This window comes from Enterobacteriaceae bacterium Kacie_13 (genome assembly GCA_013457415.1).
Taxonomy (GTDB): domain Bacteria; phylum Pseudomonadota; class Gammaproteobacteria; order Enterobacterales; family Enterobacteriaceae; genus Rahnella.
The window spans coordinates 187,120-212,325 of sequence record CP045666.1 but is presented as its reverse complement, the minus strand read 5'-3'; the positions used below and the strand labels follow the sequence as shown (position 1 = coordinate 212,325).

25 protein-coding genes are annotated in these 25,206 nt (G+C 54.2%); 15 read left to right on the top strand and 10 right to left on the bottom strand.

Annotated elements, in window-relative coordinates; translation table 11 throughout:
* Nucleotides 1–11: 11 nt before the first annotated feature.
* From GE278_22345 to GE278_22330, 4 genes are all read left to right on the top strand, one after another.
* Nucleotides 12–1,376 carry a type VI secretion protein ImpA gene (locus GE278_22345; GenBank protein ID QLK63533.1) on the top strand — a complete coding sequence of 455 codons (1,365 nt, stop codon included), beginning with the start codon at nt 12–14 and terminating at the stop codon, nt 1,374–1,376.
* A 562-nt stretch (nt 1,377–1,938) separates the two neighbouring features.
* Nucleotides 1,939–3,363, top strand: coding sequence for a cytochrome ubiquinol oxidase subunit I (locus GE278_22340; GenBank protein QLK63532.1), 1,425 nt, complete (start codon nt 1,939–1,941; stop codon nt 3,361–3,363).
* Nucleotides 3,364–3,365: 2 nt separating this feature from the next.
* Nucleotides 3,366–4,373, top strand: coding sequence for a cytochrome d ubiquinol oxidase subunit II (gene cydB, locus GE278_22335; protein ID QLK63531.1), 1,008 nt, complete (start codon nt 3,366–3,368; stop codon nt 4,371–4,373).
* An 11-nt stretch (nt 4,374–4,384) separates the two neighbouring features.
* Nucleotides 4,385–4,549 (top strand): DUF2474 family protein, encoded by a 165-nt coding sequence (locus GE278_22330; protein ID QLK63530.1) that lies wholly within the window; start codon nt 4,385–4,387, stop codon nt 4,547–4,549.
* Between the two features lie 33 nt (nt 4,550–4,582).
* Here the strand turns inward: GE278_22330 and GE278_22325 are convergent, their stop codons facing one another.
* The 3 genes from GE278_22325 to GE278_22315 form a co-directional block, all read right to left on the bottom strand.
* Nucleotides 4,583–5,161: a TetR family transcriptional regulator gene (locus tag GE278_22325; protein ID QLK63738.1), complete on the bottom strand. Its 579-nt coding sequence runs from the start codon at nt 5,159–5,161 to the stop codon at nt 4,583–4,585.
* Nucleotides 5,162–5,208: 47 nt separating this feature from the next.
* Nucleotides 5,209–6,705 carry an MFS transporter gene (locus GE278_22320; GenBank protein ID QLK63529.1) on the bottom strand — a complete coding sequence of 499 codons (1,497 nt, stop codon included), beginning with the start codon at nt 6,703–6,705 and terminating at the stop codon, nt 5,209–5,211.
* A 276-nt stretch (nt 6,706–6,981) separates the two neighbouring features.
* Nucleotides 6,982–7,743: an FCD domain-containing protein gene (locus GE278_22315; GenBank protein ID QLK63528.1), complete on the bottom strand. Its 762-nt coding sequence runs from the start codon at nt 7,741–7,743 to the stop codon at nt 6,982–6,984.
* A 222-nt stretch (nt 7,744–7,965) separates the two neighbouring features.
* Between GE278_22315 and GE278_22310 the strand changes: the two genes are divergently transcribed.
* From GE278_22310 to fucP, 7 genes are all read left to right on the top strand, one after another.
* Nucleotides 7,966–8,706 (top strand): SDR family oxidoreductase, encoded by a 741-nt coding sequence (locus GE278_22310; GenBank protein ID QLK63527.1) that lies wholly within the window; start codon nt 7,966–7,968, stop codon nt 8,704–8,706.
* A gap of 42 nt (nt 8,707–8,748) precedes the next feature.
* The gene (locus tag GE278_22305; protein QLK63526.1) at nt 8,749–9,591 is read left to right on the top strand and encodes an ureidoglycolate lyase; all 843 of its coding nucleotides are present in this window, start codon (nt 8,749–8,751) and stop codon (nt 9,589–9,591) included.
* Nucleotides 9,592–9,621: 30 nt separating this feature from the next.
* Complete coding sequence (locus GE278_22300; GenBank protein QLK63525.1) at nt 9,622–10,899, top strand: fuconate dehydratase; 1,278 nt, start codon at nt 9,622–9,624, stop codon at nt 10,897–10,899.
* A 34-nt stretch (nt 10,900–10,933) separates the two neighbouring features.
* Complete coding sequence (locus tag GE278_22295) at nt 10,934–11,791, top strand: amidohydrolase family protein (GenBank protein ID QLK63524.1); 858 nt, start codon at nt 10,934–10,936, stop codon at nt 11,789–11,791.
* Entirely contained in the window at nt 11,769–12,545 is a 777-nt protein-coding gene (locus tag GE278_22290) for an SDR family oxidoreductase (protein ID QLK63523.1), read from the top strand. Before GE278_22295 ends, GE278_22290 begins: the two co-directional genes overlap by 23 nt.
* A complete protein-coding gene (locus GE278_22285; GenBank protein ID QLK63522.1) occupies nt 12,542–12,886 on the top strand; it encodes an L-rhamnose mutarotase in 345 nt (114 codons plus the stop codon). The genes GE278_22290 and GE278_22285 overlap by 4 nt, the downstream gene beginning before the upstream one ends.
* A 121-nt stretch (nt 12,887–13,007) precedes the next feature.
* Nucleotides 13,008–14,237, top strand: coding sequence for an L-fucose:H+ symporter permease (gene fucP / locus GE278_22280; GenBank protein QLK63521.1), 1,230 nt, complete (start codon nt 13,008–13,010; stop codon nt 14,235–14,237).
* A 43-nt stretch (nt 14,238–14,280) separates the two neighbouring features.
* On the opposite strand, the gene msrA is transcribed toward fucP, so the two are convergent.
* From msrA to GE278_22260, 4 genes are all read right to left on the bottom strand, one after another.
* On the bottom strand, nt 14,281–15,006 hold the full coding sequence (gene msrA / locus GE278_22275) for a peptide-methionine (S)-S-oxide reductase MsrA (GenBank protein QLK63520.1): 726 nt from the start codon (nt 15,004–15,006) through the stop codon (nt 14,281–14,283).
* A 17-nt stretch (nt 15,007–15,023) separates the two neighbouring features.
* On the bottom strand, nt 15,024–15,530 hold the full coding sequence (gene msrB / locus GE278_22270; GenBank protein ID QLK63519.1) for a peptide-methionine (R)-S-oxide reductase MsrB: 507 nt from the start codon (nt 15,528–15,530) through the stop codon (nt 15,024–15,026).
* Nucleotides 15,531–15,861: 331 nt separating this feature from the next.
* The gene (locus tag GE278_22265) at nt 15,862–17,904 is read right to left on the bottom strand and encodes a family 31 glucosidase (GenBank protein ID QLK63518.1); all 2,043 of its coding nucleotides are present in this window, start codon (nt 17,902–17,904) and stop codon (nt 15,862–15,864) included.
* A complete protein-coding gene (locus GE278_22260; protein QLK63517.1) occupies nt 17,901–19,280 on the bottom strand; it encodes an MFS transporter in 1,380 nt (459 codons plus the stop codon). The genes GE278_22265 and GE278_22260 overlap by 4 nt, the downstream gene beginning before the upstream one ends.
* A gap of 389 nt (nt 19,281–19,669) precedes the next feature.
* Here GE278_22260 and GE278_22255 point away from each other — a divergent pair, with 389 nt between their 5' ends.
* Nucleotides 19,670–19,936: a DUF3811 domain-containing protein gene (locus tag GE278_22255; protein QLK63516.1), complete on the top strand. Its 267-nt coding sequence runs from the start codon at nt 19,670–19,672 to the stop codon at nt 19,934–19,936.
* Between the two features lie 56 nt (nt 19,937–19,992).
* On the opposite strand, the gene GE278_22250 is transcribed toward GE278_22255, so the two are convergent.
* Together GE278_22250 and GE278_22245 are read right to left on the bottom strand one after the other, a co-directional pair.
* Entirely contained in the window at nt 19,993–21,609 is a 1,617-nt protein-coding gene (locus GE278_22250) for a rhodanese-related sulfurtransferase (protein ID QLK63515.1), read from the bottom strand.
* A complete protein-coding gene (locus tag GE278_22245) occupies nt 21,602–22,207 on the bottom strand; it encodes a cysteine dioxygenase (GenBank protein QLK63514.1) in 606 nt (201 codons plus the stop codon). The genes GE278_22250 and GE278_22245 overlap by 8 nt, the downstream gene beginning before the upstream one ends.
* Before the next feature lie 186 nt (nt 22,208–22,393).
* On the opposite strand from GE278_22245, the gene GE278_22240 reads away from it, so the two are divergent.
* Together GE278_22240 and GE278_22235 are read left to right on the top strand one after the other, a co-directional pair.
* Nucleotides 22,394–23,305, top strand: coding sequence for a LysR family transcriptional regulator (locus GE278_22240; protein QLK63513.1), 912 nt, complete (start codon nt 22,394–22,396; stop codon nt 23,303–23,305).
* 113 nt (nt 23,306–23,418) lie between these two features.
* Nucleotides 23,419–23,817, top strand: coding sequence for a NirD/YgiW/YdeI family stress tolerance protein (locus GE278_22235; GenBank protein ID QLK63512.1), 399 nt, complete (start codon nt 23,419–23,421; stop codon nt 23,815–23,817).
* A gap of 25 nt (nt 23,818–23,842) precedes the next feature.
* Here the strand turns inward: GE278_22235 and GE278_22230 are convergent, their stop codons facing one another.
* Entirely contained in the window at nt 23,843–24,400 is a 558-nt protein-coding gene (locus tag GE278_22230) for an adenylate kinase (protein ID QLK63511.1), read from the bottom strand.
* Nucleotides 24,401–24,883: 483 nt separating this feature from the next.
* Here GE278_22230 and GE278_22225 point away from each other — a divergent pair, with 483 nt between their 5' ends.
* Complete coding sequence (locus GE278_22225) at nt 24,884–25,141, top strand: biofilm development protein AriR (GenBank protein ID QLK63510.1); 258 nt, start codon at nt 24,884–24,886, stop codon at nt 25,139–25,141.
* Nucleotides 25,142–25,206: the final 65 nt, after the last annotated feature.

Genomic DNA, 25,206 nt, shown 5'->3' with positions numbered 1-25,206 from the left:
AGGAATCGATAATGTCTATTGAACGCCAGCTGCGCACCGGAGGTGATCCGCGTGCGCTGGCCGATTACACGGCTTTACGCGAAGAAATGAGTAAACTCTCTCATCCGGCGCGCCCGGATGTGAACTGGAAAAAGGTCGAGCAGCTGTGCCTGAGCTTGTTTCAGCAAAACGGTATCGAACTGCAAACCGCCTCCTGGTACACGCAGGCCAGATCGCAACTCGTCGGGCTCTTCGGGCTGAATGAAGGATTAGCGATCCTCGACGCGCTGATCTCCCGCCAGTGGCCGGCGTTGTGGCCGCAGCCGGTGCATGCGCGAATGGAGATCCTCACGGGTCTGAGTCTGCGCCTCCAGCAATCCCTGCGCGGTATGACACTGGAATACCGCGACCTGCCGCAGATTTATCAGGCTGAAAAGCTGATCAACGCGCTGTGTGACGCCCTGCAACGTCTCGAACTGAAACACGCCAGCCAGCTGGCGACGCTAAGCACCTTTATGCACGGGGCGGCGGTGCGCTTAGAGAACATGCACGCCACTGCCGATGCGGCCATCGTGCTGCCCGCGGCGGCAGCGCAGGCGGAAAGGGAGTGGTCAGTCAGCGCAGGTGAGCCGTGGGTGTACGTAGCACAGCCCGAAACCGCTGAGTCGCAGAGGGTGATCCCCACACATCCTCCCGCCAAACGCCCGACCCAATGGAAAGGATTTATCGCCGGTGTGGTGGTGTCAGTATTGACAGGTAGCGGCGTGATGGCTGGCATGAATGCCTTTTATCATCGACCGGCCAGTGAGCAGTTGATGACGACGCTTCAGAGCGTACCGAAACCGCTGAGTGCGCCGATCCTCGAAGCGTTAAAAAACAGTGAAACAGAGATGCTGAACCGCGAAGCGCCTCAGCTTATCAACGCAACGCAGCAACAAACTCACCAATTGGCAAAACTCTCCCCGCGCTGGGCGCAGGATACCGGCACACAACTGGTGCATCAGACACAGGTGTTGTGGCCGGATAATCCGGCAACCAAAAAGCTGACGCAGGAATGGACGGATCAGCTCACCGCCAACGCCACTCCGCTGGAAAACCTGAATGGCTGGTACTCGGCGAACACGCAGTTGCAACAGCTGGCGGATAAGCTCAACGGGCTGGACGAGCAGCGCGGCAAATATATGACCGTCTCCCAGCTGAAATCCTCGGTCTTTGCCATCCAGCAGGCACTCAACAGCGCCACACCGGTCGAAGAATCGCTGCGTAAACTCGCAGAAGCGAAACAGCAGAACACGGCTGTATCCCCGCAACTGCTAAAGCAACTCGACGTTCAGTTTACGCAGTTAATGAACCGCTATGCGATGCTGGATCCGGCATCACCGCTTTCGACGCCTTAGTAAATCCCTTCATGCCGCCGCCGGCAGTTTTGTTCTGCTGGCGGCCCTCATCTTTTTACTCAAAATGTAAAAATTTGCTACAACCGTTACCCCTTCGCACCGCATTTTTCTCAAAACTGATGACATAAATTTACATTGCATTAGGATCAGAATGCACAAAGCGCATTGGAATTTTAACCATTTAGTAACTGCTTTGGTACACAACATACCATTACCGTATGCAGGGTAATTACATCCCTAAAACATCCAAACTGTTTGATCCAGATCAACGCAACATTATTTCCACGCTTTTTTTAGGGTTAATCGCGCTTTCCTGTACTCCTGACCGATTTAGTTTCTTCCGCCTTTCTTCCCCCTGGTTTGGAAAGTGTTTCAGGGACTGATTTCCCTGCGAAACCGTCCCTGTTAATGCCTTTATACGCTGTGGTTAAATCGCCCTCTCGCAAAACCCCGTTATACCTTCCTTTCATTCAAGACTTCACCTGCGAATGTCAGACATCGCCGGATCCCGTGCCGGTGCCTGTGTTTGAAAGGATTACCTGACGCACAAAAAGAGGTTGTTATGTTTGGTCTTGATGCGCTTGAACTGGCCCGTATCCAGTTTGCGTTCACCGTCTCTTTCCATATCATTTTTCCTGCCATCACCATCGGGCTGGCCAGTTTTCTGGCAGTGCTCGAAGGGATGTGGCTGAAAACCAAAAAAGAGGCTTACCGCGACCTGTACCATTTCTGGTCGAAAATCTTTGCCGTTAACTTCGGTATGGGCGTGGTCTCCGGTCTGGTGATGGCCTACCAGTTCGGCACCAACTGGAGCATGTTCTCCTCGTTTGCCGGGAGCATTACCGGCCCGCTTCTGACCTACGAAGTGCTTACGGCATTCTTCCTCGAAGCAGGCTTCCTCGGCGTGATGCTGTTCGGCTGGAACCGTGTCGGCCCGGGTCTGCACTTTTTCTCCACCTGCATGGTGGCGCTCGGCACGCTGATGTCAACGTTCTGGATCCTCGCCTCTAACAGCTGGATGCAGACGCCGCAGGGGTACGAGATTGTGAAAAATCTGGTGGTGCCGGTCAGCTGGATGAAGATCATCTTCAACCCGTCGTTCCCGTTCCGCCTGATGCACATGACCACGGCGGCATTCCTCGCTTCCGCATTCTTCGTCGGGTCTGCGGCAGCGTGGCACTTACTGCGTGGCCGCGACACGCCCGCTATCCGCACCATGTTGTCGATGGCGATGTGGATGGCACTGATCGTCTCCCCGATCCAGGCCTTTTTGGGCGACGCCCACGGTCTGAACACCCTGAAATATCAGCCTGCTAAAATCGCGGCAATTGAAGGCCACTGGGAGAATAAAGACAATAAACCGACGCCACTGGTGCTGATCGGTTACCCGGATATGAACCGCGAAGAAACACGCTACGCGGTGGAAATCCCCTATCTCGGCAGCCTGATCCTGACGCACAGCCTGACACATCAGATCCCGGCGCTGAAATCATTCCCTAAAGAAGACCGCCCGAACTCCTCGGTGATTTTCTACACCTTCCGCATCATGGCCGGTCTGGGTATGTTGATGATTTTGCTTGGCGTGCTGAGCCTCATCCTGCGTCGCGGCGGCAAGATGTACACCTCAAAAGCGTTCCTGCGTTTTACTTTCCTGATGGGTCCTTCAGGTCTTCTGGCGTTACTGGCGGGATGGATCACCACGGAAATGGGTCGCCAGCCATGGGTCGTTTACGGCCTGCTGCGCACCAAAGACGCGGTTTCCAACCATAACGTGTTGCAGATGAGCGTCAGCCTGATCCTGTTCATCGTGATCTACTGCTCGGTCTTCGGGGTCGGCTACGGCTACATGATGCGTCTGATCCGCAAGGGTCCGCAGGCGCACGAAGGTGAAAGCGTCGATCACGGCGGTCCCGGCCAGCACCGGACGCCTGCGCGTCCATTGTCTGCCATCAAAGAATCACTGTCCGACGACGCTAAGGGAGTTTGATAATGGGTATCGATTTACCGCTGATCTGGTTTTTGATCATCATCTTCGGGGTGATGATGTACGTAGTGATGGACGGCTTTGATCTGGGCATCGGGCTGCTTTTCCCACTGGTGAAAAAAGAACATGACCGCGACGTGATGATGAACACCGTCGCACCGGTCTGGGACGGCAACGAAACCTGGCTGGTGCTGGGTGGCGCGGCGCTGTACGGCGCTTTCCCCCTGGCCTACTCGGTCATTCTCGATGCGCTGACCATACCGCTGACGCTGATGTTGTTCGGGCTGATATTTCGTGGCGTGGCATTTGAGTTCCGTTTCAAAGCCAGCGAAGCTAAACGTCATGTGTGGGATAAATCTTTCATCGGCGGTTCAGTGCTGGCGACATTCTGTCAGGGCGTGGTGCTGGGTGCGGTAATCAACGGCATTCCAGTGGTTAACCGCACCTATGCTGGAGGCGCGCTGGACTGGCTGACGCCGTTCACGCTGTTCTGCGGCGTTGCGCTGGTGGTGGCTTATGCCCTGCTCGGTTGCACCTGGCTCATCATGAAAACCGAAGGCGAACTGCAGGACGCGATGCATAAAATCGCCAAACCGCTGCTGGTGTTGTTCCTGCTGGTGACGGCGGCGGTCAGCCTGTGGACACCCGTCTCGCACAGCGATATCGCGACCCGCTGGTTCACGCGCCCTAACCTGTACTGGTTCCTGCCGGTACCGGTGCTGGTGGTGTTGGTTTCTGCATGGATGTACCGCGCCATCAGCAAAAAAGCGCATCACACGCCGTTCCTGCTGACGCTGGCGCTGGTTTTCCTTGGCTATACCGGCCTTGGGATCAGCATCTGGCCAAACATTATTCCGCCGTCCATTTCCATCTGGGAAGCCGCATCACCGCCGCAAAGTCAGGGCTTCATTCTGGTCGGCGCGCTGTTCATCATTCCAATCATTTTGGTGTACACCTTCTGGAGCTACTACGTATTCCGCGGGAAAGTCACGCCGGATCAGGGTTATCACTGAGGGCACGCATTATGAATTTGATTCAGAAAATGGATAACAGCGTCATCACCAAAGCGCCTTTCTGGAAACGCATCGGCTGGATGGCGATTATCTGGGGCGGCAGCGTTCTGGGGTTATTCGTCGTGGCGACGGTATTCCATGTGCTAATGTATATGGCGGGGATGCGGGAGCATTGAGTTAAAAGGAGGCCGCTGCGATGTCGGCCTTTTTTACTTCTCCAGCACCAGCCCCACAAAATCCAGGATATCGTCCATGGCTTCCTGACGGGCTTCGGCGGAAGGCATGACGATCAGTTGATCGGAGTAACCATTCATGATGGCGGAGAGCTGGCGGGTAACGCGTCCGGCGTTGGTGGAGCGGAAAACGCCGGTGTGAATGCCCGCACTGATAATTTCTGCCAGTAGCTCCAGCCACTTCTTAACCATCAGTTGCGCCAGCTCGGCATAAGCCTCATTGTGCGCGGCAAGCTGCCATAGCGATCCGTAGAGCTGCCATATATCGCCCTGCGTGTCCGGCAAGTAATTGCGCACCAGCGTATGAAGTTTTTCCTGTGGATGCAGCAAGGCGATCTCTTCGGTGAACTCTTTCAGCTCCGCCAGCATCACCACGGATAACGCCTCGATGCATAAGGTCTGCCAGTCGCGGAAATAGTGATAAATGTGGCTGCGGGAAATGCCGACGTGTTCTGTCAGTTCCCGCGTGGTAACTTTCTCAATCCCCTTTTCGATAAAGAGGCTGATTGCGCCGTCGAGAATTTTGGCTCTCAGCGAGTCCGGGTTTTCTTTCATCATTTTTCCTGTGCTGGCCTTGAGCAACCGCTCTGGCCAGCATTTTATCAGGAAGATTGGCGCGCGCCCAAGGACTTACGTAATACCATTTTCAACACCACGACACTTACGGTCACCAGCACCGCCGCGCAAATCAGCACCGCCATAAAGGCCTGATCGAACGCTGTCCGCGCCAAATTGGTAATAAGCGAGGCATGTTCAGGGCTGAGACTGGCCGCAATGCGCAGCGCTTCGTCGAGACTGTCATACGCGCCATCGCCGGTGACTAATTCCGTCGGCAGTGACAGGCTGCGGCTGTAGACCGCGGTCATCAGGCCACCCAGTAAGGTTACGCCCAGTACCCCGCCCATCTCCCACGAGACGTCTTCGATAGCCGCAACCATGCCCGCTTTTTCTTCCGGTGCGTTAAGCATAATCGACGTCGAGGCCGCAGTGATCGCTCCCCCGAGGCCGAAACCTAACACCGCGAGGCTGATAAGTTGCATCGCCGTGCCGGTCTGGTGCCACAGCGCATAACTCACAATCCCCAGCGCCGCGAGAGCAAATCCGCCCACCATCATGGCGCGGGCACCGTAGCGCGGCAGCAACATACCTGCCAGCGGCGAAGCCAGCGCGGAGGCTACCGGGATCGGCAGAATAAACATCGCCGCCATGATCGGCTGTAATCCGAGCACCAGTTGCAACCGCTGCGTCAGAACCAGTTCAATACCGACCATTGCGATCATTGAGGTGATCGCCACACCGACGCCGCAGGCAAACGCGCGGTTGCGAAACAGCGAGAAATCGATCATCGGTTGCTCAGAGCGCGCCTGACGACGGGCGAACAACCAGAGGAAGAATATGCCCGCAACGGCAGCGCTGAAGATAACTGTCCATGACGAATTAATCTGGCTCAGCTCTTTCAGCGCATAAATCACGCCGACCAGTCCGGCCATGACCATCGCCGATCCGACGAAATCACACGGACGCTGTTTGTTACCCTCGCCGCGAGGGATCAGCAACAGCGCCAGCGGGAAGACGACCAGCACCACCGGCACGTTAATCAGGAACACCGATCCCCACCAGAAATATTCCAGCAGAATACCGCCGACTACCGGCCCGAGCGCCGCGGCACCTGAGGCGACTGCTGCCCAGATGCCGATGGCCAGCGCCCTTTCGCGTTCATTGGAAAACACCTGACGCACAATTGCCAGCGTCGCGGGCATCATCATCGCCGCACCAACCGCGAGGAATACGCGTGAAGCGATCAGCATATCGGCGGAAGGTGAGAACGCCGCGCACAGGGAGGCCAGCGCAAACACCGGCAGCCCGCACATAAACAGTTTTTTGTGGCCGAGACGGTCGCTCAGCATACCCGCGCCGGGCAGCAGGCCCGCGACGACCAGCGGATAGGCATTCACTATCCATAATTTTTCAGAAGACGATGCACCCAAAGCCAGCGTAAGGCGCGGCAATGCTGTGTATAACACCGTCATATCGATGACGATCAGGAAAAGCGTACTGGTGACAACAGCCAGTGTCAGCCAGCGATTATTGAAAAACATAAAAGCCTCAGAGGTTTTTGAGCACTTGCTCAAGCGCGAAAGGTACTTGAGCGGTCGCTCAAAAGCAAGGTGAGTCTGCCGATTGGTTGATGAATGATTTAACCCGTGAGGCGGGATAACAGTGTTTTACAGATATGAAAAAGCGAAGGGAATCCAGAGGGGAAAAACTTTTCCCTCTGGTCGGTTTCGGCTCTGCAAGTTAAGCGATCACTGCAATTAAAAACCGATGCCTTCTCAGGCATCTTTAAAAGCCATCACCGGTGGCAACCACCCATTCTACCCTTGCCCAAAAATCTTGATCACCGCATCTAAATGATTCTTCATGGCTTTTTTAGCCGCGCGGCCATCACGCGCTTCCAGCGCGGTCAGGATTTCAAGATGTTCAATCTCGGAACGATGCGGCATGTCCTGCGGTGTGTAATGCATTTGCAGGCTGCGAAACATCGTGCCGTAACGGTGGCCGAGCAGGTGAGCGATGATAAATGCGTAAGCAGGGTTACCGCTGGCTTGCGCAATGCGAATATGAAATAAACGGTCACCAGGATGCGTTGCAGACCCCTGGCGGTTATCGCGACAGTTCTGCTCATATGCCAGTCTGATCGCCGCAAGTTCCTCATCTGTTGCATGTCGTGCTGCCAGCGCAGCGGTTTCAGGTTCGATCAGTCGCCGCGTTTGTAGCAGCGAAAATGGCGGTAACTCGGCGGTAAAATCCAGTTCGATATTCAGCTCATCATCCACATCTGCCCACTGATTGCGCCCCGCCTGAGACATCACCGGCTCCTTTGACGGCACCGTCGCCATGGCAGGCGGATGACAGACAATCACACCGTTGCCGACGCGGACATCCACCAGGCCGATCACTTCCAGCGCAATCAACGCCTCACGCACCGACGCCCGGCTTACCTGTAACTGACTGGCCAACTCTCGCTCTGCGGGAAGGCGGCTGCCGGGCGGAAATTCCTTACTCTCAATTAACGTTTTTAGCTGGTCAGCTATCTGCCTGTATATCCTGGGATTTTCTAATTTTTTTATCGGCATCGGACACCTGAGGTCAATTCTCATTAAGTGATTCAGCTAGCAATTTTTGGACAAAAACCTTGCTGAATTGTTTTATGCATGTAAAAAACTGGTTAACCAAAATCGTGTTTTTAGGTGGAGCTTGCCGAATATCTTAGCAAAAAGCACCTCATATAACGCGTTTTTTTCACCCCCAATGGCCTGACCATTAGACCTATAACCATAATTTTCTCAGGAGTTGCTATGAACCTGGCAGGGAAAAAAGTTCTGATCACCGCCGCCGGACAAGGCATCGGATTTAACACCGCCACGCTGTTCGCCAGTCAGGGCGCAGAGGTCATTGCTACCGACATCAATATCGATGCGCTGCATGATATCCAGGGCATTTGTCCTCGTATTCTGGATGTGACCGATCCGCAGGCCATCGCCGCTGCCGCAGAAGAGATCGGCCCGGTCGATGTGCTGTTCAACTGCGCGGGCGTGGTACACAGCGGCGATATTCTGACGTGTAGCGAACGTGAATGGCAGTTTGCCCTCGACCTCAACGTAACGGCGATGTTTCACATGATCCGCGCTTTTCTGCCCGCAATGCTCGAACGCAGCAGGGGTTCAATCATCAATATGTCGTCGGTGGCATCAAGCATCAAAGGCGTACCTAACCGTTTTGCCTACAGCGCGTCAAAAGCTGCCGTCATTGGGCTGACCCGCTCAGTCGCCGCCGATTATGTCACCCGGGGTATCCGCTGCAATGCCATCTGTCCGGGCACGGTGGAATCCCCTTCTCTGCGCCAGCGCATAGCCGCACAGGCCCAGGCGGAGGGCCGCAGCGAAACTGAGGTTTATCAGGCGTTTGTCTCACGCCAGCCTATCGGGCGTATCGGAAAAACGGAAGAAATTGCCCAACTGGCGCTGTATCTGGCTTCCGATGCCAGCTCCTATACCACCGGCACGATACAAATTATTGATGGCGGCTGGAGTAACTAAGTCCTGACCGTCAAATTTAAAAAATTAAAGAGGGAGAAGTGAATGAAATTATTACGTTACGGCAATGCAGGTTCAGAACGCCCCGGTTTGCTGGACAGCAAAGGTAAATTGCGCGATCTCTCTGCGCACATTGCCGATGTGCGCGGCGAATTTCTGCACCCGGAAACACTGGATAAACTGCGCCGTCTGGATCCGGAGGGCCTGCCGCTGGTCAGCGGTGAGCCGCGCCTCGGCGCCTGCGTTGCTCAGGTCGGCAAGTTTATCTGTATCGGCCTGAATTACGCCGATCATGCGGCAGAAACCGGCGCAGAAATTCCGCAAGAACCGGTTATTTTCAGTAAATGGACCAGCGCGATTGTCGGGCCGAATGACGATGTGGAAATCCCGCGTGATTCAGTCAAAACCGACTGGGAAGTGGAGCTCGGCGTGGTGATCGGCACCGGCGGGCGCTATATCAGCGAAACAGACGCGATGTCGCACGTTGCGGGCTATTGCGTGATCAACGACGTTTCGGAACGTGAGTTCCAGATTGAACGCGGCGGCACCTGGGACAAGGGCAAAGGCTGCGATACGTTCGGCCCGACCGGCCCGTGGCTGGTCACAGCGGATGAAATCCCCGATCCACATCAGCTGAACTTATGGCTGGAGATTGACGGCAAACGGTTCCAGAACGGCAATACCCGCACCATGATTTTTAAGATCCCCGAAATCATCAGCTATCTCAGCCGCTTTATGAGCCTGCAAGCCGGGGACATTATTTCTACCGGTACCCCGCCGGGCGTCGGGTTAGGGCAAAAACCGCCGCTGTATCTAAAAGCCGGTCAGGTTATGCGTTTGGGTATCGAAGGTCTGGGCGAACAGCGCCAGAAGACGGTACAAGCGTAGTCCCTCTAATTTCTGCTGATGGAAAATGAAATGACAAAGATTACGGCTTTACGGGTTGAAGATGTGCGCTTCCCCACGTCACTCTCGCTGGATGGTTCGGATGCGATGAATCCCGACCCCGATTATTCCGCTGCTTATGTGATTTTAGAGACGGACAATCCTGACCTGAGCGGTCACGGGCTGACGTTCACCATCGGGCGCGGTAATGAAATCTGCTGTGCGGCGATTAATGCGCTGAAACATCTGGTTGTCGGTCGCGAACTGGCAGGCATTACCGCCGATATGGGTAAGTTCTGGCGTGAATTTACCAGTGACAGCCAGCTGCGCTGGATTGGCCCGGATAAAGGTGCCATCCATCTGGCGACGGGCGCGGTCGTCAATGCAGTGTGGGACTTATGGAGTAAAGCTGCCGGAAAACCGCTGTGGCAGTTATTAGCGGATATGTCGCCGGAAGAGCTGGTACGTTGCATCGATTTTCGTTACATCACTGACTGCATTACGCCGCAGGAAGCGCTGACGCTACTGCAACAACGGGCGGACAATAAACCACAAAGACTGGAAAAGCTGCTGGCAGAGGGTTACCCCTGTTACACCACGTCGGCGGGCTGGCTGGGGTATCCGGACGACAAATTACGGCGTCTGTGTCAGGAAGCGGTAGACGCCGGTTTTGACTATCTCAAGCTCAAAGTCGGCCGCGATCTGCAAGACGATATCCGCCGCGTGCGCATCGCCCGTGAAGTGATTGGCCCCGACCGCAAGCTGATGATTGACGCCAATCAGGTGTGGGAAACCGACGAGGCCATCCCGTGGGTGAACGCCCTCGCCTTTGCCAAACCGTGGTTTATCGAAGAACCGACCAGCCCGGATGACATCGAAGGCCATCGCAAAATCCGCCAGGGCGTCGCACCGGTAAAAGTGGCGACCGGCGAGATGTGCCAGAACCGTATCATGTTCAAACAGTTCATCATGCGTGAGGCTATCGACGTGGTGCAAATTGATGCCTGCCGTATGGGCGGCGTGAACGAAGTCCTGGCAGTGATGTTGATGGCCGCCAAATACAACCTGCCGGTGTGCCCGCATGCGGGCGGCGTCGGGCTGTGCGAATACGTGCAGCATCTGTCGATGATTGATTATCTGTGCATCGCCGGAACCCATGAAGGCCGGGTGATTGAATATGTCGACCACCTTCACGAGCATTTTCTCCATCCGTGTGACATCCGCGGCGCAGCCTATATGCCTCCCAGGGAGCCGGGTTTCTCGATCGAAATGCATCAGGCTTCAATCGACAAATACCGTCATCACGCCTGAGCCTGTGAATGAAAACACGCGGAGAACCTGAAGGATGCGAATCGACAGCCATCAGCATTTCTGGCGCTACACGCCGCAAGACTACCGTTGGATAAGCGACAAAATGGCGGTGTTGAAGCAGGATTTTTTGCCAGAAACATTGCGGAATACGTTACACCGTCACGACACGCAGGGCACAATCGTGGTTCAGGCATGTTCAGACAGCCGTGAAACACAGTGGCTGCTGGAAATAGCGGAAAAAACTGACTTTGTGCGCGCCGTTACCGGCTGGATAGATCTTCTGTCTCCTCAGCTTGAACAGCAGCTGGAGACGCTTTCACATCCCCTGCTGCGCGGCTTCCGGCATCAGGTTCAGGATGAAATTTCGCCCGCGCAGTGGCTGAGTGACACCGTCATTAACAAGAATATCAGGCAGTTACAGCAGCGTGGCTATGTGTACGAAATTCTGGTGACGCACCAACATCTGGCCGAAGCGGTCAAATTCGCCGAACGCCACGATAACTATTTTCTGGTGCTGGATCATTTTGGCAAACCGGACCTGAGCCTTGGCGCGGCGCATTGGGCGAAACAGATTGCGCCTCTGGCCGCCCAGCCGCACGTCAGTTGCAAACTCTCAGGTTTGCTGACGGAACCGCGTCCGGCAGGCGTCACGCTCAATGATCTGTTGCCCTATTTCGACGTCGCGCTGAAGATTTTTGGCACTGAACGGCTGTTGTTTGGCTCCGACTGGCCAGTGTGTCTGCTGGCGGAGAGTAACAGAGATCCATGGTCACTCTGCGAGCAGGCCATCGCGACGCTCAGTTCTGACGAGCAGGCAGCCATTTTTGGCGGCAATGCCTGCGCAGTTTACCGATTACAGGAAACGAGCAATGAATCTGCATTTGCAAAATAAAGTGGTGATCGTCACCGGGGGCGGCTCAGGCATTGGCGCAGCCATTTCACTGACGCTGGCCGAAGAAGGCGCAATCCCGGTCATTATCAGCAACACCGAACCGGCGAATGAACTGATGCATCAGCTGCAACAGCGGGTTCCACAGGCCGGTTTTATCCTCACCGAGTTACGCGAGGAAGCCAGCTGCGCGGCGGCGGTGAACGACGTGATGGCACGCTACGGCCGCATCGACGGGCTGGTGAATAACGCCGGTGCCAATGACAGCGTCGGGCTGGACGCCGGACGCGAAGCTTTTGTCCGCTCACTGGAGCAGAACCTCATTCATTACTATCTGATGGCACATCTGAGCCTCGATGCCCTGCGCGCCAGCCGGGGCGCCATCGTCAATATCAGCTCTAAAACTGCGCTGACCGGCCAGGGAAACACCAGCGGTTACGCCTCGGCCAAAGGGGGTGTTCTGGCGCTGACCCGCGAATGGGCAGCGGCGCTGCTTAAGGATGGAATTCGGGTCAACGCGGTTATACCGGCGGAAGTGATGACGCCGCTGTATGAGCGCTGGATCAAAGGCTTCGACAATCCTGAAGAAAAAATGCACCAGATAACCTCACATATCCCACTGGGGCAACGCATGACCACGCCGCAAGAAATCGCCGATACCGTGGTATTTCTGCTTTCTTCACGCACTTCCCACACCACCGGCCAGTGGCTGACCGTGGATGGTGGCTATATGCATCTTGACCGGGCGTTAACATGACCCGCCGTTACGTACAGGCACTGGATTTGGCCGACGATCCGGTTCTTATCGAAGAATATCAGCGTTATCACCAGCAAATCTGGCCGGAGATTTCTGCTCACCTGCACCGTTACGGAGTCACAACAATGGAGATTTACCGGCTGGGAAACCGGCTGATGATGGTGATGGAAACCACGGAAGACTTCGACACCGACCTGTTTGAACGCCGCAGTCTGGAAGACCCTAAAGTCTGTGAATGGGAAGCACTGATGTGGAAATATCAGCGCCCCACGCCATGGACACCTGCCGGTGAGAAATGGGTAGAAATGAAGAGGATTTTCTCCCTGACGGATCAGCCATAGTTTTCACCTCCCCTTCGCCGGGGAGGCCCCCCGAACACGTTTTTTCATGCTATCTGACATAAAAAAATCAGCCACCTGAGCTGACCCCCTACATGCTTCACCAGATACTGAGGAATACACTATGCTCGCTGACAAAACCGCTTCACCTGCTTATGCGGAGCGCAAAACAACGTCCGGTTTCCGGCTCGCGTTTATTCTGGTCACTACGCTGTTTTTCCTGTGGGGCTTATCCTACGGGCTGCTGGATGTACTTAATAAACATTTTCAGGAAGTGTTACACGTCAATAAAGCCCAATCGGGCTTACTTCAGGCGGCGTACTTCGGCGCCTATTTTATCATCGCTCTGCCTGCCGGTTTCTTTATGGACAGGTTCGGCTACAAGGCTGGGATCCTGGTGGGATTATGCCTGTATGCGCTGGGTGCCTTGTTATTCGTTCCGGCCGCCAGCGCAGGCAGCTTTGGCATGTTTCTGCTCGCGCTGTTTGTAATAGCGCTGGGGCTGGGGTGTCTCGAAACTGCCGCTAACCCCTTTGCCACCGTACTCGGTGACCCTGCCGGTGCTGAACGCCGCCTGAATCTTTCCCAGTCCTTCAACGGATTAGGCCAGTTTATTGGCCCGGTGATCGGCGGCTCGTTGTTCTTTAGCGCCACCCAGGGAACCACCGCAGAAGGCCTTTCGTCGGTGAAAATGACGTATGTGGCCATCGCGGTGTTAGTGCTGCTGATCGCCTTTGTGTTTGGTCGTACAAAGCTGCCGGATATCCGCGAACAGAGCACGTCCGAAGCCCACGGGCTGGAAAAAGGTTTGTGGCAACATGGTCATTTCACCGGCGGAGTTATCGCGCAGTTTTTCTATGTCGCGGCGCAGGTCGGCGTCGGGGCATTCTTCATCAACTACACCACTGAGCACTGGCATACCCTGTCGAACCAGAACGCTTCTTATCTGCTTTCCGTCGGCATGATCAGTTTCATGGTCGGACGTTTTTTCAGCACTTGGCTAATGGGCTTCGTCCGTCCGGCCACGCTGCTGGTGATTTATGCGATCACTAATATCGTCTTATGCGGGGTGGTGGTTGCGGGAATTGATAACGTCTCGGTCATTGCATTAGTGGCGATTTTCTTCTTCATGTCGATCATGTTCCCGACCATTTTTGCGATGGGCGTCAAGAACATGGGCAAACAGACCAAACGCGCCAGCTCCGTGATGATCATGGCGATAGTCGGTGGTGCTATCATGCCGTACCTGATGGGCGCAATCGCCGACCGCTACACCACGGCGGTGTCCTATGCGTTGCCGATGGTCTGCTTCGCCGTCGTCTTAACGTACGCATTACGTCAGCGGGCGAAGTAAAGAAGTAAACTGTCAGCCGGGAGCTTTCCGCTCCCGGTTTTCCCTACTCTTTCACCAGCACCGGTTGTTCGCGATAATTCGCCGGGAAGTAGTGCTGTAAGTCTTTAATCTTCGGCAAATCGTTCACCACGATGTACGGATAGTCGGGATTATCATTCAAAAAGTTCTGATGGTAGGCTTCGGCCAGATAAAAGTGCCCATTGTTTTCGACCGTCGTCACCACGGGTTTGCTGTAGCTTTTACTGGCGTTGAGCTGCGCGATGTATGCTTTGGCAACGTCAGCCTGTGCGGCATTTTGCGGGAAAACCGCCGATCGATACTGGCTGCCGGTGTCCGGCCCTTGCCGGTTTAGCTGCGTCGGATTATGGCCGACGGAGAAAAAGATGTGCAGCAACTCGCCGTAGGTTACCTGAGTGGGATCAAACGTCACTTTCACCGACTCTGCGTGACCGGTTTCGCCAGTGCTGACTTCCTCATAATTCGCCGTCCCCGCCGCGCCGCCGGTATACCCGGATACCGCACTGGTTACGCCTTTCACATGCTGGAACACTCCCTGGATCCCCCAGAAACACCCACCCGCAAACAGCGCGGTTTCACTGTGTGATGTACCTGCGGGCTCATCCTTTGCAGGCGCGGCGATCACCATAGCCGGTTCCGCGCCGCCCCATGACCACGCGTTATTCTGGAACACGAACGCGGATGCCAGCACCAGACCGGCGATCAGGCTGTAATTACGTAACGACTTCACTCTTTTATCGGTCATTTTCATAATGGTCTCGCAGATGATTACGTGTTGGGAGTAAACGTCATTGCCAGCCCGTTCATGCAGTAACGCAGGCCGGTCGGCTGTGGGCCGTCGTCAAAAACGTGGCCGAGATGCCCGCCGCAGCGGCGGCAATGCACTTCATCACGAACCATCCCGAGTGTCGTGTCCCGGCGCGTCACGGCGGCGTTCGGTAATGATTTCCAGAAGCTCGGCCAGCCTGTGCGGCTGTCGAATTTGGTCGCAGAGGAAAACAACGGCAGGCTGCAACCGGCACAGGCGAATTTACCGTCACGGTGTTCTTTGTTTAACGGACTGGAATAAGGACGTTCGGTTCCGGCTTCGCGCAAGATGTAATATTGCGCATCACTGAGGCGCTGATGCCACTGAGCATCGGTGAGTGTCACTTCAAAGTGCTCGGCGATTGCCTGCGCGTCCGCCTTGCGGGCGAAAATAGCCGGAAAAAGTCCCATAGCCGCGGCGGCGGAAACGGCACCGCTGCCGAGCAGGAAATTGCGTCTGTTAATCATAGTTGCCACCGTTCCGGTTGGTATCGATGGGAACAGATTACAGGCGGGGGTGTTACGGAATCCTCGCGGAGAGTTAACGATTTTGTGATAAATCAGTTATCACTGAGCGGGTTTGCTTTGCTCCTCCCCCTGCGAAGGGGGAGGTCGGGAGGGGGTTTTAAGGGCTAACACCTTGTCTAAGCACACTTCAACGCATTGATTTTATTCAATACCCAACCCGCCCCCTCCCCTTCGCAGGGGAGGGAGCGGATCGAGTTATTTTGACTTTAAAAGCGGGATTTTGCGACAATAGCTGCAGATACTGAAACATATCCGGGATGTATGGCACCTGCTAGTCCAGAACAATCTCCCCCTGCACCTGCGCGCCCTCCCTCACAAATACCGGAATACCTTCCAGCGGAGTGGCCACGGTTATCTTCGATCCCCCTGGATAACGCTCACCGTTGAGCGCGACCCACACTTCTCCGGCGGGAAGCCACACCACGCGCTCCCGTTGCCCCGCGTACAGCACCGGCGCAACCAGGATATCCGCGCCCAGCATGTACTGGTCTTCCACCTGCCAGCTTTCGGCCTGATCCGGATATTGATAGAACATCGTGCGCATGGCCGGATCACCCTTCTCATGGGCTTCCTGCATTACGCGACTGATATAGGGACGCAGTTTTTCCCGCAGGAAAAGGCCACTTTTCATCAGCTCATAATTTTCTTCGCCATAGCTCCAGACTTCATTCGGTGCGCCACTGTTGCACTGGGCGATGCCGTCGCGCCACGCTTCTGACGGCGGGATCTGCGGCTCGCGGTAACCGTGCAGACGCATGACCGGACAGAAAACCCCCCACTGGAACCAGCGGATCAGCAGCTCCTGAAATGCCGGATCGTTGACGTTGCCGCCCTGGAAGCCGCCGATGTCGGTCGTCCACCAAGGAATTCCGGCCAGACCCATGTTCAGACCGGCGGCGATTTGGTTACGCAGCGCGTGGAAGGAAGAATGAATATCACCCGACCACGCCAGTACGCCATACCGCTGGCTGCCCGCCCACGCGCAACGCACCAGATTAACGATTTCCGTCTCGCCCGCCTGTTGCAGCCCGTCGTAAAATCCCTGCGCAAACTTCTGCGGGTAGACGTTGCCCACTTCCAGCACCGGCCCGAGGTGGTAGCGATAATTGTCAAAATCATAAGCGCGGTATTCGGGTTCGGCTTCATCCAGCCAGAAGGTGCGAATGCCCAGATCGTAATAATTTTGCTTAACCTTTTCCCAGACAAACTTACGGGCTTCAGGATGCGTGGCATCGAAGAACGTACAGTTGCCGAGGAAATCCAGATTCACCGAAACGCCGCGATCCGTATTCACCAGATAGCCTTTGGATTTCATCTCTTTGTAGTTGTCGGTGCGGCTGTCTACCGTTGGCCAGACAGAGACCATGGTTTCGATACCGAGGGATTTCAGCTCCGCGACCATTGCTTTGGGATCCGGCCAGTCCACCGGATCAAAACACCAGGTTCCCTGATTCGGCCAGTGGAAGAAGTCGATCACTATCACCGAAATCGGCAATGCGCGGCGTTTATATTCACGCGCGACTTCCAGCACTTCCTGCTGCGTACGGTAACGCAACTTACACTGCCAGAAACCGGTGGCGTACTCCGGCATCAGCGGCGCGGTACCGGTCGTGCGGCCATACTGATGCATGATCGCGGCAGGCGTATCACCGGCGGTTATCCAGTAATCCATCTGTCCAGTCACCTGCGCTTCCCAGCGGGTAATATTCTTGCCGAACGTTGCTTCGCCAATCGCCGGATTGTTCCACAGCAGGCCATAACCAAGGCTCGAAAGCATAAACGGCACGCTTGCCTGCGAGTTACGCTGCGCCAGTTCCAGCGTGCAGCCTTTCAAATCCAGACAGCTTTGCTGATACTGCCCCATCCCGTAGATTTTCTCGTCTGGACGCGATTCGAATCGCACTGTCAGTTGATGCTTTCCGCCGGGTATGGCCTTAAATTCGCGGGCATCCATTTTTAGCGCGCTGATGTATTTGTCCTGACTCTTTTCCGTCGCCCCAATTCCGACGGTCGAACGCTGTCGCCAATACTCTTCAAGAATCAGCTCACCGTGCTGATTGTAAAAGGCCAGCTGCCCTTTAATATTCACCGTCGCGGAAATATTGCCGTTGCGGATAGTCAGCGTTTCCGTGCCGTGGCTGATGTCGGTCTGCGGCTGTTCGCTCTGCGGCAACAACGCCCAAAGAGTGTCATTCAGCGCCGGGCGACAGGTGGCGCGCACGCGAAGGCTGTTGGCTCCCCAGGGTTCAATCACCAGCGTTTGCTGATCGAAATGCCAAAGGATACGGTTTTTTTCGGCGATTAATTCGCTCATGCGGACTCCTGTGTATGCAAGATGGCCTGAGGTTCAGGCACGCGCTCGGGGGTGATTTTGGATTGGTTAATCTCTTTCATGGTGGCATCATTGAGTTTGTACCAGCGCATCGAGAGTGCACTGAACATCGACAGTACCCCCGGCACCAGCGAGAACAGCGCGATAATTGACAACATCGCCGCCGGGTTTTGCTGGGTTGCATGCGCAACATAGCCGCTCAGGCCAAGCGTCCAGCCGACCACCGCACCGCTGACTGCCATTCCCATTTTGAGGATTGCAAGCAGCGTGGAGAACACGGTGCCGTCCATGCGTTTGCCCTGTTTGTATTCACCGTAATCGACCACGTCGGACATCATCACCCACATTAATGTGGTCGTGACCTGATAGAAGGTGGAAACCATCAGCGTCATGCCGACCAGCAGTGAAATCCAGGCGGGAAGGAAGAAAATGGCAATGCTTAGTGCACCGGTTAGCAGTGCGCACAGACTGAATACGGAGAGTTTGCTGCGGTTTCTGGTCAGCGGTTTGACCAGCATGCTGCCGAGACTTTTGCCGACAATATGCGCCGCCAGCAACCACATAAAGTAGCTGGCGTGCCCGAGGTAATAAGTGACGTAATACATCATCGCGCCGAGGCGAACGACGCCAAAAGAAATGTTAAAGAAAATCAGCGCCGCGACAACGCGCCACTGGTCGTTACGCACTAAATCCCGCAGATCCGAGAGGAAATTCTCATGCGTGGGCGGCGCGCTAATACGTTCTTTTGTATTGAGGAAACACAATAAAAACATCACTACAGCGATTGAGGCCATTATTGCCATTGCGCCAAAATAGCCGTCCAGCTTATTTCCTCCACCCATCATTTCTGCCAAAGGCATCATTAAAAATGTGGACATTGCGCCGCCCAGCGTAGCAAGGAAAAAGCGGTAGGATTGCAGGGAAATGCGCTGGGTATTATCCGGCGTAATAATGGCGCCCATCGAGCAATAAGGAATATTGATGGCGGTATACATCAGCATCATCACGCAATAGGTCACGCTGGCGTAGACCATTTTCCCGGTCAGCGAGAGGGATTCGGGTACGGCGTAAACCAGTAAGCAACTGATCCCAAAGGGCAGCGCCAGCCAGAGAATATAGGGCCGGAACTTACCGAAACGCGTTTGTGTACGATCGGCGATAAGACCCATCGCCGGATCCACAATGGCATCCGCGACGCGCGCAACCAAAAACATTGTCCCGACGAATACCGCCGGTAATCCCACAACGTCGGTGTAATAAAAGGTTAAAAATATAATGACGTTATCCAGGCCAATATGGCTCGCCATATCGCCCAAACCGTAACTCACTTTTTCTTTGACGGATAATTTTCCACTCATAACTCGATCTGCCTTTTTCCGGTTAAACAAAAAAGTCAGTCCGTCCAATGGGCTGAGGATCTGTTATAGAGAGGTTAAAAGGCCGCTACAATTACGAGATATAATAATTTTCTTATGATATTTAGCTTCTGTGATACCGGTAACATTGTAAGATCACGTCTTGCAGGTTGTTGCGGGATGTTCCGGAAGATGTCATGGAAAATGTAATGCCGATAACCGTGGCAGCAAAATGGCTTCATGGCCGTATTCCGGGGCGGGATCCGGCATTGGATAAAAATACGTTTTACCGCGTCTGCCGCACAAAAAAACCGGGTTCAGCGACTCTCGCGGGTAATTCCCCCCATTAACGACTACACTGGTTGCCACTTTCCTCACAGGATGCGTTTCAAATGAAAAGACTGACACAACAAGATATGACGGAAAGCGAACAGCGGGAACTGAAAACCCAGCTTGATCGGGCTCGTAAAGCACAGGGCCGTGAGTTGACCAACTCTGAAAATAACCGCATCAAAGATGATTACATCGACAAACTGATGGAAGAAAAGGAAAAAGTGGCTGCGAAAGCCCGTGCGGAAAAACGCCGTAATAAGGCCGTTCCTAGTACTTCTGCAACCTACGACTGGACTGCACGCACCCATCCGCGTGGCCGCCGTTAAGTATTAACTGATCCTCTGCGTATTTTACGCAGAGGCGTCAGCCTTCTTTCTCTTGCTTATTTCAACAATGTAAAACCGTGCGAGTCATCTTTCTCCAGCTGCTCCACCAGCCCATATTCCCAGTCCAGATAATCCTGCATCGCCTGTGCACTGACATCCGTTCCTTCGTACGGACGGCGATATCTGTCCTGCGGATTGTCCAGATACGCACTATCGCCCCGCTCAAGCGGCAGTCCTGCATCAATCCACCCGACCGTACCTTTCTCCAGTAAATAGGTATTTTTAGCCGTTAATAACGCCACTTCCGTGACGGCATAACGCGCCAGTAAACCACTGGTGCAGGTCACTACCCAGCGCTGTTTCTCCGGATGCGAAGCAATTATCTGCGGAATATTGCTGCGCGTTGTCCACACTGCGCCCGGAATACGCCGGTTGCGGAAATTTGCGCTGGTGGTGAGGTCAATGACGCTGGTGTCACCGTCTTCCAGCCAGCGTTGCAGCTGCGGTGGCGTCACAGACTCCACCGCCGGAGCCGGAGCGACGTGTGCTTTCCAGTCACCCTGTTCGGCGAAATCTTCTGCCGTAATATCGGCCACGTACACTTCCCATTTCATTTGCGCCAGCCATGATGCCGCCATGTTTGCACGAACCCCATCATCATCCACCAGGACAATTCGCCCACCACGAACCGTAGCGTAGTGATCTGTTTCCTGTACCAACTGACCGCCGGCCACATGGCGTGCACCCGGCAAATGACCTGCCCGGAATTCTTCCGCGGTGCGTACATCAAAGAGATATAAAGTGCGGGAATCATCCTGCTGCCAGTCGTGAATTTGTGACAACGTCACTGATCGTACGCCCGCACGGATAGCCAGAGCCTGCGCGCCATGCAACGCTGCCTGATGGGATTTTTCACTCAGTTCCGGGAACGTGGCGTTCTGCTGATGAGCCAGCGTCTGACCCGCCAGCGTCCAGCCGATTGTCCCGTTACGCAATGCCGCGATCGGTTGTTTAAAACCGGCGTTGATTAGCGACTGCGTACCGATAATACTGCGCGTACGTCCGGCACAATTGACGATCACCTGCGTATTTTTATCGGGAACCGCGTCACGTAAACGCAATGCCAGTTCACCACCCGGTACACTGACGCCGCCGGGAATGCTCATCGCCTGATACTCATCAAACCGACGGACATCCAGTACCGCGATATTTGCGCCCTGTTGTTGCAGCGCCAACACCTGTTCAGCGGTCAGCGACGGGGTCTGGTAATGGTGTTCCACCCATTCGCCGAAGGCTTTGCTCGGGGCATTCACATCAATAAAGATCTCGCCGCCCGCCTCTTTCCAGCCAGCCAGATCGCCTGCCAGCGCCCCCACATTTTTATAACCCAGCGAGTGCAGCAAAGCCGCCGCCCGCGTAGTTTTACGCTCGCCGTGCTGCACATCATAGAACTCACCGTTGTCATACAAGGTCACTGCTGTCTGGCGGTTCGGAATACGATCCAGTACTTCAAGTTCGAGCTTAGATAACGCCAGATTCGCGGCAAATAACGGATGACCGGTCGCAAATGCGGCTTCTTCACGGACATCAATCAGCGCCACTTCCAGCCCTTCGCGCAGGGCCTGATGAATTTCAGAGAAATGACGCAGCGGTAATGTATGAGAGTCAGACATAAGTTATCTCTTTTGACAGGTCCCAGAGGTTGGGAAGACAGGAATTGGAATAGCCGGAAATAAAGGTTTTCTCGCGCCCGTCAGGGAGATACACCGCGCGTGAGACGGCACCGATATTGCCGCCGTAGACGTGGATGCTGACGGATACCCGGTCGCTGTAGAGATTGCTGACCTGATGAATATCCTGCAGGCCAGGCGCGATCTTCTCGACATCACCGGGTTGCAGCGTGACCGGTTCGCCCTGCACTTGCAGCGTTCCGTCACCGTGGCGAGCAAAATTTTGACTGATTTCCGCGCCGCGAAGCATGCCAATCAGCCCCCAGACACGGTGATCGTGAACCGGCGTGGTTTGCCCCGGCCCCCAAACGAAACTAACGACTGAAAAACGTGACAGTGGATCGGCATACAATAAATACTGCTGATAATGTTCAGCATGCGGCTGAGCGAATTCCTCCGCCAGCCAGTTATCCTCGCGGATCAGCGTCGCCAGCAGTTCACTGCCCTGCGCCAGCACTTCGGTCTGACCATGTGGTGCCTGAATCAGCCGGGTAAAATCAGCAAGAAACTGTCGCAACGGCGCAGTATGTAACGCAGTCATCGCCTTCCCCTATTAATGAACATTCATGACAGGCTAGCACCGGTCAATCTCAACCAAAATTCATTTTATGGATAAGCTAATATGCAATTCACACATAAAAATGTGCAGTGCATTCCAGCGTCATTATGAAAATTGAATTATGCTGCGTGGATTCATTCCTGATTATCTGGACGGACATTGAGTGCCATGAAAATTGAAGATTTAACCGCGTTTGTTGCCGTGATCCGCCTGCAATCTACGCGTCTCGCCGCCGATGAACTGGGTCTGACGCAACCTGCTATCACCCGCCGTGTGCAGAATTTCGAAGAGTCTCTTGGCATTCCTTTGCTTAACCGGCAAACCAAACCGCTAAAACCCACCCTGATGGGTAAACGCGTTTATCAGCAATGCAGACATATTCTGCGCGAGGTCGATGCACTCAGCGATCTGGTGGCTGCCGACAGCCCACCTTCCGGCCTGCTGCGCCTGGCCGTTCCGCAAAGCCTCAGTGAAAGCAGCCTGCTGCCTGCGTTGAAAATGCTTTCGGCGCAATTTCCTGAGATCCAACCTCGTTTATCAAGCGGCTGGGGCGAAGAGTTATTGCTGCGCATTCAGCGTCAGGAACTGGAGGCCGCAGTGGTGCTCTTTCCGGCCAGCAAACAGTTTCCTTCAGGTATCGAGAATCAACCTCTCGGTGCGGTGGATTTAGTCGTAGTCGGCCCGAAAGCCCCGGCAGAACCGCCGCAGCGGCTGGAGGAGTGCTATCAGCATGGCTGGATCCTCAATCCCGAAGGCTGCGGTTTCCGCGCCGCGCTGCAACGTGCGCTGATTGAGCAAGGTTTGCCGCTGCTAATCAATCTTGAGGCTTTTGGTGTGACGTTACAGCTTTCGCTTATCGCCGAAGGACGTGGTCTTGGCCTGATGCCGCGCGCGCTGGTGGAACATCACGCGCTGCGCCCCGAACTGGAACTGTATGCTCTGAAGGATTTCGCCCCGCGCAGCCAGCTGTGGCTGGTCTATCCAAATGTCCCGGCCAGCCAAATCCCGGCAATTGATGCCTTTGCTGCGGCGATTGCGCACGGGCTGGATTTACCGGTTCAGACCGGTATCGAATATTAACTTCTCCCTGTTGTGCGTTTCTGGAATTATCTGGTTCTTGCCTGTTGGCTGGAGAAGTACGCATTTTCTGCCATGCTTTTTAGGGATAAATAAATAAGGCAGAGGATATCGATATGAAAAAATGGACTCTTATTTTACTGGGTGCGTTTGCGATGAGCAGTCAGGCCATGGCAGATACCGGTGGCGGTTTCAAAAATGATGACACACCACCTCCGCAGCACAAGCAAGACAGCGGCCAGCGCGGTACCAAGGATGCTCACGAAAACAATGTCGAGCGCATCAAGAAAACGCAGTCATTAAACTGGGTTACGCTGGAAGGCTTTATCATTAAAAAGAACGGCGGTGATTCTTATACCTTCCGCGACAAAACTGGCACCATTGAAACCCATATTCCTGCGTCCGCCTGGGATGGGCAGGAAATTGATCCTTCGGATTTGATCAGTATTAGTGGGCAGACGGTGAAGAAAGGGAAAGAGATAGTGCTGAATGCGAAGTATGTGAGAAAACAGTAAATATTCACGCCATTCGCAGGGATACCTAAAGCGAGCCCGCAAAGGACAATAACGGAGACAAGTTATTGAGAAATAACCGCGTCTCTTTGGGTGACCGTAAACGCACAAACCGGACATGCTGCCAGCGGGCATCGGTCAGCAATGCTTGATACTGGCGGCGATTTTTTTGATAAGTTTTCAGCGTCCACAAGATGATCGAATCTCTGCTGAAAAAACTTTTACGAAACGTCTCACGGTTGCCGGTGCCCGGCCAGATTTCTTCCTGACCCAAGGCGCGCGTCGCCGCCCGCCGGACAGCCTGATACAACGTGCGCGCAAAGGCGTAATCCACCCACACAATCATATCCACATCCCGCCACTTGATGGATTGCGTCCGTTTGTAATTCCCGTCAATCACCCAGCCAGTTTTATCTGACAGCGATTCTTCAATTTTTGCAAAAAAGATCTCGTCCGGTGTGCCCTGCCAGTCAGCACGCCAAAACAATGCATCCAGCTGAATATAAGGAATATTGAGTTTCTCAGAGATCCCGCGCGCTACCGTTGATTTTCCGCTTCCGCTGGTTCCGATGACATTGATTTTCACCGCATCGTTCCTCATACGCTGTTTTTTGGGCCGGGCATTCTGACGCAGCAAATGAGTTTTGTATAGCGGTTAAAATGCAACCAGAATGATCATTACATACTGAACTAAATCACCGCGTGAATGTATCGAGCGTAATTCAAACAGTACAATTCGTGCTACTTACAATTGCCAGCAACCCGTTATTCAGATATTTCCCAGGCTAACCTGTACAAATTTGCAATCTTTGTATAACTTCTCTATACCCCTGTTTTATCATTAGTCCGTCATTTACGGGCATATTCAGCCTGGTCTTTGGAGGAGAACGCGGATTTCCCCTCTTCCAAAGACAATTTTTCTTGGCTGGTATTTTTAGATTTGAGCCAAAGGGTTGAGATGAAACAGGGAAGGCGATTGTGAAGCGTTGCTACACAATTCTATGCTTTCTGACTGGCAACAGACACTTCCCATGTCACCCTTTATCATGCGAAGTTTAAGGAGGTCTACATGCAATTCGAAGCAGAACAATCAGTTACAGAAATTAATGAATACTTCAATCAGCAAGAAAATCAGACCTTAAGCGAAGTGGAGATTCTTGGCAGGGTCGTTTCCAGCCTTTTGTACAGCCGCTATCCGGTGAGCAACAAAGCCATTATTGAAGGGCTGGTCCGTCAGCTTGAGCAAGAGACCAATGTCAGCAACCAGCAAGGTTGCCGGAATCTGCTGGAGCTGGTGCTTTTATCCACGCAAGACGACGTGATTTAAAAAAGAAACGGCCTGTAAAGCATACCGCTAACAGGCCGGAAACATTCTTTCTTACCATGCGTGAT

What these genes read in the sequence shown, in the direction of transcription:
- GE278_22345 (QLK63533.1), top strand. Translation starts at nt 12, where the DNA reads ATGTCTATTGAACGCCAGCTGCGCACCGGAGGTGATCCGCGTGCGCTG.
- GE278_22340 (QLK63532.1), top strand. Translation starts at nt 1,939, where the DNA reads ATGTTTGGTCTTGATGCGCTTGAACTGGCCCGTATCCAGTTTGCGTTC.
- cydB (QLK63531.1), top strand. Translation starts at nt 3,366, where the DNA reads ATGGGTATCGATTTACCGCTGATCTGGTTTTTGATCATCATCTTCGGG.
- GE278_22330 (QLK63530.1), top strand. Translation starts at nt 4,385, where the DNA reads ATGAATTTGATTCAGAAAATGGATAACAGCGTCATCACCAAAGCGCCT.
- GE278_22325 (QLK63738.1), bottom strand. Translation starts at nt 5,161, where the DNA reads ATGAAAGAAAACCCGGACTCGCTGAGAGCCAAAATTCTCGACGGCGCA.
- GE278_22320 (QLK63529.1), bottom strand. Translation starts at nt 6,705, where the DNA reads ATGTTTTTCAATAATCGCTGGCTGACACTGGCTGTTGTCACCAGTACG.
- GE278_22315 (QLK63528.1), bottom strand. Translation starts at nt 7,743, where the DNA reads ATGCCGATAAAAAAATTAGAAAATCCCAGGATATACAGGCAGATAGCT.
- GE278_22310 (QLK63527.1), top strand. Translation starts at nt 7,966, where the DNA reads ATGAACCTGGCAGGGAAAAAAGTTCTGATCACCGCCGCCGGACAAGGC.
- GE278_22305 (QLK63526.1), top strand. Translation starts at nt 8,749, where the DNA reads ATGAAATTATTACGTTACGGCAATGCAGGTTCAGAACGCCCCGGTTTG.
- GE278_22300 (QLK63525.1), top strand. Translation starts at nt 9,622, where the DNA reads ATGACAAAGATTACGGCTTTACGGGTTGAAGATGTGCGCTTCCCCACG.
- GE278_22295 (QLK63524.1), top strand. Translation starts at nt 10,934, where the DNA reads ATGCGAATCGACAGCCATCAGCATTTCTGGCGCTACACGCCGCAAGAC.
- GE278_22290 (QLK63523.1), top strand. Translation starts at nt 11,769, where the DNA reads ATGAATCTGCATTTGCAAAATAAAGTGGTGATCGTCACCGGGGGCGGC.
- GE278_22285 (QLK63522.1), top strand. Translation starts at nt 12,542, where the DNA reads ATGACCCGCCGTTACGTACAGGCACTGGATTTGGCCGACGATCCGGTT.
- fucP (QLK63521.1), top strand. Translation starts at nt 13,008, where the DNA reads ATGCTCGCTGACAAAACCGCTTCACCTGCTTATGCGGAGCGCAAAACA.
- msrA (QLK63520.1), bottom strand. Translation starts at nt 15,006, where the DNA reads ATGAAAATGACCGATAAAAGAGTGAAGTCGTTACGTAATTACAGCCTG.
- msrB (QLK63519.1), bottom strand. Translation starts at nt 15,530, where the DNA reads ATGATTAACAGACGCAATTTCCTGCTCGGCAGCGGTGCCGTTTCCGCC.
- GE278_22265 (QLK63518.1), bottom strand. Translation starts at nt 17,904, where the DNA reads ATGAGCGAATTAATCGCCGAAAAAAACCGTATCCTTTGGCATTTCGAT.
- GE278_22260 (QLK63517.1), bottom strand. Translation starts at nt 19,280, where the DNA reads ATGAGTGGAAAATTATCCGTCAAAGAAAAAGTGAGTTACGGTTTGGGC.
- GE278_22255 (QLK63516.1), top strand. Translation starts at nt 19,670, where the DNA reads ATGAAAAGACTGACACAACAAGATATGACGGAAAGCGAACAGCGGGAA.
- GE278_22250 (QLK63515.1), bottom strand. Translation starts at nt 21,609, where the DNA reads ATGTCTGACTCTCATACATTACCGCTGCGTCATTTCTCTGAAATTCAT.
- GE278_22245 (QLK63514.1), bottom strand. Translation starts at nt 22,207, where the DNA reads ATGACTGCGTTACATACTGCGCCGTTGCGACAGTTTCTTGCTGATTTT.
- GE278_22240 (QLK63513.1), top strand. Translation starts at nt 22,394, where the DNA reads ATGAAAATTGAAGATTTAACCGCGTTTGTTGCCGTGATCCGCCTGCAA.
- GE278_22235 (QLK63512.1), top strand. Translation starts at nt 23,419, where the DNA reads ATGAAAAAATGGACTCTTATTTTACTGGGTGCGTTTGCGATGAGCAGT.
- GE278_22225 (QLK63510.1), top strand. Translation starts at nt 24,884, where the DNA reads ATGCAATTCGAAGCAGAACAATCAGTTACAGAAATTAATGAATACTTC.